Annotated in this window: 13 protein-coding genes and 1 pseudogene; 11 read left to right on the top strand and 3 right to left on the bottom strand. The window is 69.7% G+C overall.

What is annotated here, in order from left to right; genetic code table 11:
• Nucleotides 1-93 precede the first annotated feature (93 nt).
• Both ACFPZL_RS06160 and ACFPZL_RS06155 read left to right on the top strand, forming a co-directional pair.
• A complete protein-coding gene (locus tag ACFPZL_RS06160) occupies nucleotides 94-1,392 on the top strand; it encodes a DNA-processing protein DprA (RefSeq protein WP_218114123.1) in 1,299 nt (432 codons plus the stop codon).
• 137 nt (nucleotides 1,393-1,529) lie between these two features.
• Nucleotides 1,530-2,474: a tyrosine-type recombinase/integrase gene (locus ACFPZL_RS06155; protein ID WP_218114124.1), complete on the top strand. Its 945-nt coding sequence runs from the start codon at nucleotides 1,530-1,532 to the stop codon at nucleotides 2,472-2,474.
• Here the strand turns inward: ACFPZL_RS06155 and ACFPZL_RS06150 are convergent, their stop codons facing one another.
• Nucleotides 2,475-3,083, bottom strand: a complete 609-nt coding sequence (locus ACFPZL_RS06150; RefSeq protein ID WP_218114125.1) for a M23 family metallopeptidase — start codon at nucleotides 3,081-3,083, stop codon at nucleotides 2,475-2,477. It lies immediately after the preceding gene.
• A gap of 366 nt (nucleotides 3,084-3,449) precedes the next feature.
• On the opposite strand from ACFPZL_RS06150, the gene rpsB reads away from it, so the two are divergent.
• The 8 genes from rpsB to ACFPZL_RS06110 all read left to right on the top strand — a co-directional run bounded on the left by rpsB (nucleotide 3,450) and on the right by ACFPZL_RS06110 (nucleotide 9,248).
• The gene (gene rpsB, locus ACFPZL_RS06145) at nucleotides 3,450-4,343 is read left to right on the top strand and encodes a 30S ribosomal protein S2 (protein ID WP_218114126.1); all 894 of its coding nucleotides are present in this window, start codon (nucleotides 3,450-3,452) and stop codon (nucleotides 4,341-4,343) included.
• 104 nt (nucleotides 4,344-4,447) lie between these two features.
• On the top strand, nucleotides 4,448-5,278 hold the full coding sequence (gene tsf, locus ACFPZL_RS06140; protein ID WP_218114127.1) for a translation elongation factor Ts: 831 nt from the start codon (nucleotides 4,448-4,450) through the stop codon (nucleotides 5,276-5,278).
• A 105-nt stretch (nucleotides 5,279-5,383) separates the two neighbouring features.
• Nucleotides 5,384-6,097: a UMP kinase gene (gene pyrH, locus ACFPZL_RS06135; RefSeq protein WP_218114128.1), complete on the top strand. Its 714-nt coding sequence runs from the start codon at nucleotides 5,384-5,386 to the stop codon at nucleotides 6,095-6,097.
• Between the two features lie 70 nt (nucleotides 6,098-6,167).
• Nucleotides 6,168-6,722, top strand: a complete 555-nt coding sequence (gene frr / locus ACFPZL_RS06130) for a ribosome recycling factor (protein WP_218114129.1) — start codon at nucleotides 6,168-6,170, stop codon at nucleotides 6,720-6,722.
• Between the two features lie 5 nt (nucleotides 6,723-6,727).
• Entirely contained in the window at nucleotides 6,728-7,681 is a 954-nt protein-coding gene (locus tag ACFPZL_RS06125; RefSeq protein ID WP_218114130.1) for a phosphatidate cytidylyltransferase, read from the top strand.
• Nucleotides 7,682-7,741: 60 nt separating this feature from the next.
• Nucleotides 7,742-8,293, top strand: coding sequence for a DivIVA domain-containing protein (locus tag ACFPZL_RS06120; protein WP_218114131.1), 552 nt, complete (start codon nucleotides 7,742-7,744; stop codon nucleotides 8,291-8,293).
• Nucleotides 8,294-8,343: 50 nt separating this feature from the next.
• On the top strand, nucleotides 8,344-8,955 hold the full coding sequence (locus ACFPZL_RS06115) for an aggregation-promoting factor C-terminal-like domain-containing protein (protein ID WP_236021800.1): 612 nt from the start codon (nucleotides 8,344-8,346) through the stop codon (nucleotides 8,953-8,955).
• Nucleotides 8,956-9,011: 56 nt separating this feature from the next.
• Nucleotides 9,012-9,248, top strand: a complete 237-nt coding sequence (locus ACFPZL_RS06110; protein WP_236021802.1) for an ATP/GTP-binding protein — start codon at nucleotides 9,012-9,014, stop codon at nucleotides 9,246-9,248.
• 78 nt (nucleotides 9,249-9,326) lie between these two features.
• Here the strand turns inward: ACFPZL_RS06110 and ACFPZL_RS06105 are convergent, their stop codons facing one another.
• Entirely contained in the window at nucleotides 9,327-9,869 is a 543-nt protein-coding gene (locus tag ACFPZL_RS06105) for a ribonuclease H family protein (protein ID WP_218114133.1), read from the bottom strand.
• Nucleotides 9,870-9,898: 29 nt separating this feature from the next.
• Here ACFPZL_RS06105 and ACFPZL_RS06100 point away from each other — a divergent pair, with 29 nt between their 5' ends.
• Entirely contained in the window at nucleotides 9,899-10,627 is a 729-nt protein-coding gene (locus ACFPZL_RS06100) for an alpha/beta hydrolase (protein ID WP_218114134.1), read from the top strand.
• Here ACFPZL_RS06100 and ACFPZL_RS06095 read toward each other — a convergent pair.
• Nucleotides 10,612-11,310: pseudogene (locus ACFPZL_RS06095) on the bottom strand (hypothetical protein); the annotation flags it as partial. The gene ACFPZL_RS06100 and the pseudogene ACFPZL_RS06095 sit on opposite strands and share 16 nt — an antisense overlap.

Below are 11,310 nucleotides of genomic sequence, written 5' to 3'. Positions count from 1 at the left end.
TCTCGGCTGGACCCTCGCCGACCTGGCGGGCAATGAGCGGCCGGGGCGTGGAGAGCTCGCGCAGGCGCTCGCACTGCGCGGAGGGGCAACCCTATGACCGGGCACGGCGTCGAGCCGCAACTGGCGGTCGACCCCCGGCTCCGGGCGAAGCTCGCGCGCCTGAGAAGCCCGGACCAGCCGAATACGGAAGACGAGTCGGAGCGGAGCTGCGAGGACACCTTGCTCGCACGTATCGCCTGGTCCCGACTCGTGGAGCCCGGCGACGGGACCGCCGGCGCGCTCCTCGCCGCGCTCGGCCCGGCGCCGGCACTGCGCCTCCTCATCGAAGGCGTCTCCTCTCGCGCCATCGCCGAGCGCGCCGAAGCTGCGGGTGCCGACCTCGCCCGGCGTAATCTCGACGAGGCGCTCGATCGCTGGCGGCCACGACTCGACCGCCGGGCGACGCTCGGCGATATCGAGCGGGCGATCGCCGCCGGGCTCCGAGTGATCATGCCGGGCGACTCCTGCTGGCCCGAGGGCTTCGCGGATCTCGGGGCGCATGCCCCGACCGTGCTCTGGACCCGAGGCGACCCCGCACTCCTGAGAGCGCCGGGTCTCTCCGTCGTCGGAGCACGGGCGGCTACGGGCTACGGCTCCCACGTCACGGCGGAGATCGTCGACGGGGTCTGCGCCGCCGGGATCGTGATCGTGTCGGGTGCGGCCTACGGGATCGACGCGGTCGCCCACCGCACGGCGCTCGCCGCCGAGGCGCCGACCGTTGCCGTGCTCGCCGGCGGAGCCGATCGTGCGTACCCGCAGGCGCACGATTCCCTGCTCGAACGCATCGGACGCGAAGGTCTGGTCTGCGCCGAGATGATCCCCGGATCAGCGCCGACCAAATGGCGCTTCCGAGCGCGGAACCGGCTGATCGCCGCGCTCACCCCGGCGACGCTCGTGACGGAGGCGGGAATCCGCTCGGGCTCGATCAATACCGCCGGTCACGCAGCAACGCTCGGTCGGGCGCTGGGCGCGGTGCCGGGGCCGGTCACCTCTGCGGCGTCGACCGGTTGCCATCTGCTGATCCGCGAGTACGGCGCCATGCTGGTCGCGAACGCCCGCGAGGCCTGCGAACTGCTCGACATCGGCGACCAGTTGGAGCTGTTCGGGAAGGAGCGGCTCGACGGGGTCGGCGGAGCCGCCGGGGCCGGCGAGCAGCGCGTCCCGCCGGTGCACGAACGGGTGCTCGACGCGATCCCGCTTCGCGGAGGACGTACGTCGGACGACATCGCCAGGCGTGCGGGCCTGAGTCCCACGGAGACGCGGGGAGCGCTGGCCGAGCTCGAGCTGCTCGGCCGCGTGCGCAACGCGGAGACCGCAGGAGGGGGCGAGCTGCGCTGGTCGTTGAGCCGTTGAGGGCGGCGGGAAGGCCGGTGATGAGGTCGGCGCGGCATCGAGACCGGGATCCTCATCGCTTCAGCGCGACGAGAGGGACGGCGACTCGCCGGAGGCGGAGGCCACCGGAGAGCGGCCGGTGCCTCGAGAATGAGAGTATGCGGCTGAACGAGGCGATCGACGGGTTCCTCGCCGCTGTGGAATTCGAGTACGGGTACTCGCCGCACACGATCAAGGCGTACCGCCGAGATCTGCGAGATCTCGCGGAGTTCGCGGTGGCGGACGATCCCGATGCGGAGCCCGGCGCGATCGATCTGGAGACGCTCGACCTCGAGCTGCTGCGTGCCTGGCTGTGGGAGCGCCAGCAGCGCGGACTGGCGCCGAGCACCCTCGCCCGGAACGTGGCGGCGCTCAAGTCCTTCGGCACCTGGCTCGAGCACCGACGGCTGGTGCCGGGCAATCCGGCGTCCCGGCTGCGCGCGCCCAAGAAAGCCGGCACGCTGCCCCGGGTGCTCAGCGAAGATCAGATCGGCGAGATCCTCGCCAGGGCCGGCACCCGCGCCGGCGGCGGAGAGCCGAAGGACATCCGCGATCTGGCTGTGCTGGAGCTGCTCTACGCCGCCGCGCTGCGCGTCTCGGAGCTGTGCGATCTGCAGCGGAGCGGGCTTGATCTGCGCGAGCGGACCGTGCGCGTCGTCGGCAAGGGGAACAAGGAGCGGATCGTGCCGCTCGGCCTCCCGGCCGCGCAGGCCGTCTCGGACTATCTGGAGCGCGCCAGGCCGGTGCTGCGCGAGCGCACCGACGCCCGGAATTCGGTCGGCGCCGAGGACGCGCTCTTCCTCGGCACGGACGGCGGACGGCTCACACCTGCAGCCGTCTACCGCCTCGTCGCCCGCGAACTCGCGCAGGAGCCGGGAGGCGGCCCGCGCGGCCCGCATACGCTGCGGCACACCGCTGCCACGCACCTGTTGAACGGCGGGGCCGACCTGCGCGTCGTGCAGGAGATGCTGGGTCACGCGAGCCTCGGCAGCACGCAGGTGTACACGCACGTCTCGACCGAGCGACTTGCCCAGACCTATCGACAGGCCCACCCCCGGGCCTGATCACCACGGCAGCAGGATCGGGCGCGTGCGCAGGAAGCGCAGCGGGTTGACGTACTCGCCGTCGACGCGCACGCCCAGATGCAGGCAGTGCTCGGTGCAGTGGCCGCCGGTCGGAGCTCGGGCCTCGCCCGGAGCGCGCGCGGCGACCGCGCCGATCCGGTCGCCGCGTGCGACGGGATCACCCGCGCGCAGAGGGCTCTCCACCGGTTCCAACGACACCACGGTCCGCTCGTCGAGGCGGATCGAGAGCACGGGGCGATCCACCACCGTGCCGGAGAACGACACCGTGCCCGACGCGGGGGCGCGGGCGATGTCCCCTGTCGACGCGGGCAGATCGATTCCGCGGTGCCCCGCGCGGTAGGGCCCGTTCGGCAGCGAGAAGGCGGCGGATACCCGCAACGGTTCGCCGAGCGGCGGGAACCAAGGCTCTGAACGCGCAGCGGCGATCTCGGCGAACCGGTGCGGTGCGGCGTGCGGGTGAGGACGCGACTCGGGGGAGGCGGCGGCTGCCATAGGCGGTGCCGGGCCCGCCGGGGCGATGAGCACGGCGATGAGGGCAGCCGTGCATGCGGCGACCGCGAGCGCCGCTCCGCGATTGAGGATCTCCATGCCTCAGAGGCTCTCACCACGGAGGAGCGGGGAGGCCGTCGATCCGCGGATCTGTGGAGAGCCGGCTGGAAGGCCCGGAACTCCCCGGTTGTGAGCGCCGAAGCCGGCGCCGAATCGAGGACTGAATCGAGGACCGAATCGAGCAGCGGAGCCGTTCTCCTGGTGCTACACTGGTTCCGCACCTCGAAAGAGGTGACTTCGCGTGCCCGCACGAGGCGAACCGCCGACGGTCCGATCCGACACACCGCTGATTCAGCGCAACGTCGAATCGGTGGTGGTGACCCGGGGCACCAGGTTTCGGAGCATCCGCTCACGGAAGACAACCGCAATCGCGCGCCCATCGGCGCGCAGAACAGGAGAACGGCCATGGCCGTCGTCACCATTCGCCAGCTGCTCGACAGCGGCGTGCACTTCGGGCACCAGACCCGCCGCTGGAACCCGAAGATGAAGCGCTTCATCTTCACCGAGCGCTCGGGCATCTACATCATCGACCTTCAGCAGTCGCTGCACTACATCGATGAGGCCTACGACTTCGTGAAGAACACCGTCGCACGCGGCGGCAACATCCTCTTCGTCGGCACCAAGAAGCAGGCGCAGGAGGCCATCGCCGAGCAGGCCGATCGCGTCAACCAGCCCTACGTGAACCAGCGCTGGCTCGGTGGTCTGCTGACCAACTTCCAGACCGTCACCAGCCGTCTCGAGCGGATGAAGGAGCTCGAGCAGCTCGACTTCGAGGGTGGCACCAGCGGCTTCACCAAGAAGGAGCTGCTGCTCAAGAAGCGCGAGCTCGAGAAGCTGCAGAAGTCGCTCGGCGGTATCCGTCATATGACGAAGACGCCGTCGGCGCTCTGGGTGGTCGACACCAAGAAGGAGCACCTGGCCATCGACGAGGCCAAGAAGCTCGGCATCCCCGTGATCGCGATCCTCGACACGAACTGCGATCCCGACGAGGTCACCTACCCGATCCCGGGCAACGACGATGCGATCCGTTCGGTCGCGCTGCTCACCCGCGTGATCGCCGACGCCGCTGCCGAGGGCCTCATGGAGCGCCACCAGAAGAGCTCCGGTGACGAGGCTGCGGCCGAGCCGCTCGCCGAGTGGGAGGTCGAGCTGCTGAACGCCGAGAAGGGCGACGCCGCTGCCGAGGCCCCGGCTGCTGAAGAGGCTCCGGCCGCTGAAGAGGCGCCTGCCGCCGAGGCTCCCGTCGCGGAGGCCGCTGCCGAGGAGGCTCCCGCCGCCGAGGCTCCGGCTGCCGAGTAAGCAGCGAAGCACCCGAGCATTTCGGGACACCGTAAGCATGTAGGTCCTGCGGCGGAGCGCCGGTCGCGTCGCCGCAGGACGTCAAGACAATCGAAGGAGTCACTATGGCTGCAGTAAGCATGGCCGCTGTGAAGGAACTGCGCGAGCGCCTCGGCGCCGGCATGGTCGACAGCAAGAACGCCCTGGTCGAGGCGGATGGCGACATCGAGAAGGCCATCGAGATCCTGCGTCTCAAGGGCCTCAAGGGCGTCGCCAAGCGCGAGGGCCGCGAGGCGAGCGAAGGTCTCGTCGCCGTCGCGCAGCGCGACGGCGCGGCGACCCTGATCGAGCTGGTCTGCGAGACCGACTTCGTGGCGAAGAACGAGAAGTTCCTCGCGCTCGGCGACAAGGTCCTCGCGGCCGTCGCGGATGCCGGTGCGAAGACTCTCGAGGAGGCCCTCGCGGCCCCGCTCGAGAACGGCACCGTCGAGTCGGCCATCACCGACGAGTCGGCGATCATCGGCGAGAAGATCCAGCTGCGCCGCGTCGTGGTCGTCGAGGCGCCGAGCACCGCAGTCTACCTGCACCGCACCTCGAAGGATCTGCCCCCGCAGATCGGCGTGATCGTGGGCTACGAGGGCGCTGACGAGAAGGTCGCGACCAGCATCGCCCAGCACATCTCGTTCGCGGAGCCGCTCTACGTGAGCCGCGAAGAGGTGCCGCAGGCGGATGTCGACAAGGAGCGCGACATCGTCACCGAGATCTCGAAGAACGAGGGCAAGCCCGAGGCCGCCCTCCCGAAGATCATCGAGGGCCGTCTGAACGCGTTCTTCAAGCAGATCGTGCTGAGCGAGCAGGAGCACGCCCTCGACTCCGAGAAGCGTTCGGTCGCCAAGGTGGCCGAGGCCGCCGGGATCGTCGTGACCGGTTTCGCACGCGGCAAGGTCGGTGCGTAAGCACGACTTCCCGAACAGGTGGGCCCGGGTCGTTCTCGACCCGGGCCCTTCCTCTGCCCGGCCCACTAAGCTGAGTACAATCGCAACCTCGAAGGAGCACCAGCCATGACCGAACCCCGCAAACGTCGCGTTCTGCTCAAGCTCTCGGGCGAGGCGTTCGGCGGTGGAACGCTGGGAGTGAACCCCGATGTGGTGAGCCAGATCGCGCGCGAGGTCGCCGCGGCCATGGCGGATGCCGAAGTCGCGGTAGTGGTCGGCGGCGGGAACTTCTTCCGCGGTGCCGAGCTGTCGCAGCGGGGCATGGACCGCGCGCGGGCCGACTACATGGGGATGCTGGGCACCGTGATGAACGCGCTGGCGCTGCAGGACTTCCTGGAGCAGGCCGGCATCGAGACCCGTGTCCAGTCGGCGATCACCATGACGCAGGTCGCCGAGACCTACATCCCGCTGCGCGCGATCCGACACCTCGAGAAGGGGCGCGTCGTCATCTTCGGCGCGGGCGCCGGGCTGCCCTACTTCAGCACCGACACCGTCGCCGCGCAGCGCGCGCTCGAGATCCGGGCCGACGAGGTGCTCGTCGCGAAGAACGGTGTCGACGGGGTGTACACCGCGGATCCGAAGAAGGATCCCGACGCCACCCTGATCGACGAGATCAGCTACTCGGACGCGCTGGTCCGGGGGCTCAAAGTCGTGGACTCGACCGCGTTCAGCCTCTGCATGGACAACGGCATGCCGATGCGGGTCTTCGGCATGGAGCCCGCAGGCAACGTCACCGAGGCGATCCGGGGCGAGCGCCTCGGCACGCTCGTCCACAGCTGATCGGCGGCGAGGTTCCGCGTTCCGCCGAACCTCTAAGCTTGGAGCAACGTCACTACCGAAGGAGCACACCGTGATCGACGAGGTTTTCGCCGAGGCGAAGGATCGCATGACCAAGGCGGTCGACGCCGCGAAGGAGGGTTTCGCCACGGTGCGCACCGGGCGGGCGAACCCCTCGCTTCTGCAGAACCTGCAGGTCGACTACTACGGCACTCCGACTCCGCTCCCGCAGCTGGCCTCGGTGTCGAATCAGGACGCGCGCAGCCTGCTGATCACGCCGTACGACAAGGGCGCCATGAAGGATATCGAGCAGGCGATCCGGGACATGCCGAATCTCGGCGCGAACCCGTCGAACGACGGCAACGTGATTCGGGTCACGCTGCCCGAACTCACTCAGGAGCGCCGCAAGGAGTTCGTGAAGATCGTCAAGGGTCGTGCCGAGGACGGCCGCGTCGCCGTCCGCAATGTGCGTCGGCACGCGAAGGACCAGCTCGACGCGCTCAAGAGCGAGGTCGGGGAGGATGACGTCGCCCGCGCCGAGAAGGAGCTCGAAGCGCTGACGAAGCAGTTCATCGAGCAGATCGACGAGTCGTTGAAGGGCAAAGAAGCCGAGCTGATGGAGGTCTGATCTGCATGTCGGAGCCGGATCGGGACGAGGATGCGCGCAGCGAGCTGCGCGCCCAGTTCGATGAGGCTCGCGCGCATTTCGACGAGGCTCGTGCCCACTTCGAAGCGACCAACGCCAGGATCGAGCAGCGGGCCGGCCGGAACCTCTTCCTCGCGATCGGCTCCGGCCTGATCTTCGCCGCAGCATTCCTCGCCAGCCTGTTCATCGTGAAGCAGGTCTTCGCGGTGCTGGTGGTGCTTCTCGTCGCGGTGGCGCTCGTCGAACTGGCGGCTGCGTTCCGCGTCGCGGGGCGCCGGGTGCCGCGTGCCGGCGTCGTCGTGGGCGGTCTGATCATCACGAGCGGGGCGTTCTTCCTGGGCGCCGAGGGGATGCTGCTCGGACTCTTCGCCGGATCTCTCCTGCTGACGCTCTGGCGCCTCATCGAGGGACTCCTCCCCGCGTGGGAAGTGCCGCCGAAGACGCTGATCCGCGACGTGTTCTCGGGGCTGTTCACCCTGGTGTACGTGGCGTTCCTCGCTTCGTTCGCGATCCTGCTCCTGGACGCGCCGCGCGGCGAATGGTGGGTGTTCGCGCTCGTGCTCGTCGTGGTCTCGGTCGACGTCGGCGCCTACGCGGCCGGAGTCACGCTGGGGCGGCACAAGATGACGCCGAGGATCAGCCCGAACAAGACCTGGGAGGGCTTCGCGGGCGCCGCGGTGGCCGCGGTGCTCGCCGGTGTCGTGATCTCGCTCACGGGCCTCCAGCAGCCGTGGTGGGTCGGCGTCGTGCTCGGGGCGGTCGTGCTGCTGACGGCGACCGGGGGAGACCTGACGGAATCGCTGATCAAGCGCAACCTCGGCGTGAAGGACATGAGCTCCTGGGTGCCCGGTCACGGCGGCTTCCTCGATCGGCTCGACTCGCTTCTGCCCTCGGCGGTCGGAGTCTACGGTGTCGCGCTGACGCTCGGCGTGCTGGGCTGATCGCGCTCGGTCGATCGCGGGCGATATGCGCTTGTCAGCGCGGCAGGGCAGAATAGTCGGGTGAGCACCGCATTCCCACTGGCCGAGCGCAATGAACCCGGATACCGTCGGGAGCAGGTCGATGAGTTCCTCTCCCGCGCGCGGGCGAGCTACGAGCAGTCGTCCGCCGGCGACGACGCGGTCACCTCCGCCGATATCCGTCGCACGGCCTTCACCGTGCGGCGCAAGGGCTATTCGGCCCGTCACGTCGATGCGGCGATGGATCGACTCGAGGAGGTCTTCTTCGAGCGAGAGCGGCGTGCGCGCATCGCCGAGTTCGGGGAAGAGAGCTGGTGGGCCGAGACCCGCCAACTGCTCTCCGAGCTGCGCGGTCGGCTGGAGCGTCCGAAGGGTGCGAGGTTCCGACGCCGGAGCCTCTTCGCGAGCGGCTACCGCCGGGCCCAGGTCGACGCCTTCCTCGATCAGGTGACGACGATGCTGCACGGCGAGGGCTCGCTCACGACGGCGGACATCCGCGGCGTGGTGTTCCATTCGGAATGGCGCGGATACAACGAGGATCAGGTGGACGCGCTGCTCGATGCGGTGATCGTGCTGATGCTCTCGACTCGTTGAGTCGACGGACATTCGACGCCGGCCCCGAGCTGAGATAGAATCGTTACATTGTGACTTCTGCACCTGCCGCGAAACCCCGCCCCGCGATCCTGTGGGCGCGTGCGCGCGGCGTGCTCGCCGGGACCGCCGCAATCGGATTCCTCGCGATCGCGGTCGCCGCGCCCTTCACCGGACCGACCCGAGCCGCCGCCGAGGTGGAGTTCTACGAGCGGATCCACCAGCAGTTCGTGCCGGAGGACGTGGAGAACGACGCGATCAACCTGGCGATCTCGCCTTCGGTCAAGATCGAGAAGCCGAAGCCCGAGCCGCAGGTGGTCTCTGATCCGGAGACGCCGGCGTCGCCCCCGTCGCCGCCGAAGTACACCGGCGGCGGATCGCCGGCCGAGTGGATGGCCGCGGCCGGCATCGCCGAGAGCGACTGGGGATATGTCGACTACATCGTCACTCGCGAGAGCGGTTGGAACCCCAACGCGATGAACGCGAGTTCCGGTGCCTGCGGGCTGGTACAGGCTCTGCCGTGCAGCAAGGTTCCCGGGAACGGCCTCGACCCGGTCGACAACCTGAAGTGGGCGACGTCGTACGCGAACACGTGCGTCCCCGGCCGAATGTATTGCGGTTGGAAGGGCGCCTACGACTTCTGGGTCGCGAACCACTGGTGGTGAGGGGAAAGTCGAGACGGCGCGCGCACCGGCCGTGGCAGGACGCCGAACCGCGCGATGTGACCAGGCTCGCGCACGGCGGTGCGCGGAAGGAATCGCGCCGAGGCGTCGAATGGTTCGTGCGGGACATCCCGGCCGGCCGCGCCGAAAAGGTCTATCGCTGCCCGGGGTGCGAGCGCGACGTGCCTCCGGGAGAGGCGCACCTCGTCGTCTGGAGCGCGGAGCACCTGTTCGGCGACGAGGCGGCCGTACGGGATCGCCGGCACTGGCACACCCACTGCTGGCGTCTGAGCTGAGCCCGGCGCCGCCGACACGCTCGTGCCGGCGCGGTCATGCGGCCGCGCGCGCGGATCCGCGCTCGAGGCGCCGACCGGTCAGAAGAGAGTCGGCGAACCCGCGGGCACGTGGAGGGGGGCCTGCCCGGAGGAGGCGGCGGTTCGAGGGGTCGTCATCTCTGCTCCGAGCCCGGGGCCGCGAGTCGGCTCGAGCCGGCGCTGGAACGCCTCCGCGGCGGAACGCGCACGGAGATCCGCGGCCTCATTGAGCGGATGCCCGGCGTGCCCCTTCACCCATTCGAAGGTGACATCCCGGCCCTGCAGCGCCGCATCCAGCTGCTCGAGCAGCTCGCGGTTGAGCACGGGTTTGCCGTCGGCCTTGCGCCAGCCCCGCCGCTTCCATCCCGGCATCCACTGCGTCACCGAATTGATCACGTACTGGCTGTCGCAGAGCACATGCAGCGGCTCGTCGCGATCCGCAGTGGCGTGCAGCAGGTCGATGACGGCCATCAGCTCGCCCTGATTGTTCGTGGCGCGGGGCCAACCACCCGCCCGCCAGCGGTCGTCGTCGATGTACCATGCCCAGCCGGCCGGGCCGGGGTTGCCGAGCGCCGATCCGTCTGCGGCTGCGGTGAGAGTCATGCCTTCCATTCTGCCGTAGTGTGAGACTGATGAAAGAGATCAGGAGCGGGACCGTGCTGCGGGCACGGCGCGAGAACATCGAACTGCACACCGAGGACGGGCTCGCGCTCGTGGGCGAGCTGGCGCTTCCCGCGGATCGGGAGCCGCGCGCCACGCTGGTGACGCTGCACCCGCTGCCGACGGCCGGCGGCTACATGGACTCGCACGTGCTGCGGAAGGCCTCGTGGAGGCTCCCCGAACTGGCCGACCTGGCCGTTCTCCGCTTCAACACGCGCGGCACGTCTTCGCCGCGCGGCACCAGCGACGGCGTCTTCGGCGACGGGGAGGCCGAGCGCTACGACCTCGCCGCGGCGATGCGTTTCGTACGGGAGCGGGGTTTACCGAATCCGTGGCTGCTCGGCTGGTCATTCGGCACCGAGGTGGCGCTCAAGCACGGCCTGGCGCACCCGATCCGCGGGGCGATCCTGCTCTCCCCGCCGCTGCGGCGCACGAACGACGCCGAACTCGCGGCCTGGCGCGACGCCTCGCCCGAACTGATCGCGCTCGTCCCGGAGCACGACGATTTCCTGCAGCCCCCGGAGGTGCGGGAGCGCTTCGCCGCGGTGCCGAGAGCCCGGGTCATCGCGGTCGACGAGGCGAAGCACCTGTGGGTGGGGGAGAAGCACGTCCGTCGCGTGCTCGACGAGATCGTCTACGCGGTCGGCACGGCGGAGACGTCATTGCCGACCGCGGTCTCGGAGGATCAGCTCTCGGGCTGAGGCTCCAGCACGGGCGCCTCAGCAGGCGCGGGCTCGGCGGAAGCTCCCTCCGGCGCCGCGGAAATCGACGCATCGGTGGCGTTCCGGGCGACCGTCTCCATCTTCTGCGCATTGGTCAGAACGTCGCCGAGGCTCTCGAAGTAGCGGGCCACGGCACCGCGTTCCACCTTCAACTGAGCCATGCGATCCTCGGCCGCCGCGAGCACCTTCGCCGTCCGGTCCTCGGCGTCGGCGAAGGTCGTCCGCGCGCGCTGCTCGGCCTCCTGCACGATCTCAGCGGCGTGCTGCTCTGCGGTGAGACGGATCTCGTGCGCATCGGCGGTGGCGCGGCCGGTGAGGTCCTCGTACTCGGCTCGGGTGTCGGCGATCTGCTGCTGAAGCTGTTCGAGCAGGTCGCGTGCGGTGTCGAGCTGCTGCTGCGCGGCCGCTGCGGCCTCGGCCTGGCGGTCGGCGATCTCTCGTTCGAGCTGCTCGGCCCGGGTCGCGGCGACGGTCTGGAACTCGGCCTCCTCCTGCGCGATCCGCGCCGTGAGATCGCGCATCGCGGTCTCCGTCTCGGTGCGCAGCGTCGAGAGCGATCGCTCCTCGGCGGCACGGGTCTCGGCCAGTTCGCGTGCGGTGCTCGCGCGGAGCAGTTCGGTCTCCTCCGTGGCATCCGTGCGCATGGCGGCGACCTCGAGGGC

The organism is Leucobacter soli, from assembly GCF_042659205.1.
Lineage (GTDB): Bacteria > Actinomycetota > Actinomycetes > Actinomycetales > Microbacteriaceae > Leucobacter > Leucobacter soli.
The sequence above is the reverse complement of the archived record's forward strand: the minus strand, read 5'-3'. Positions and strand labels throughout refer to the sequence as shown.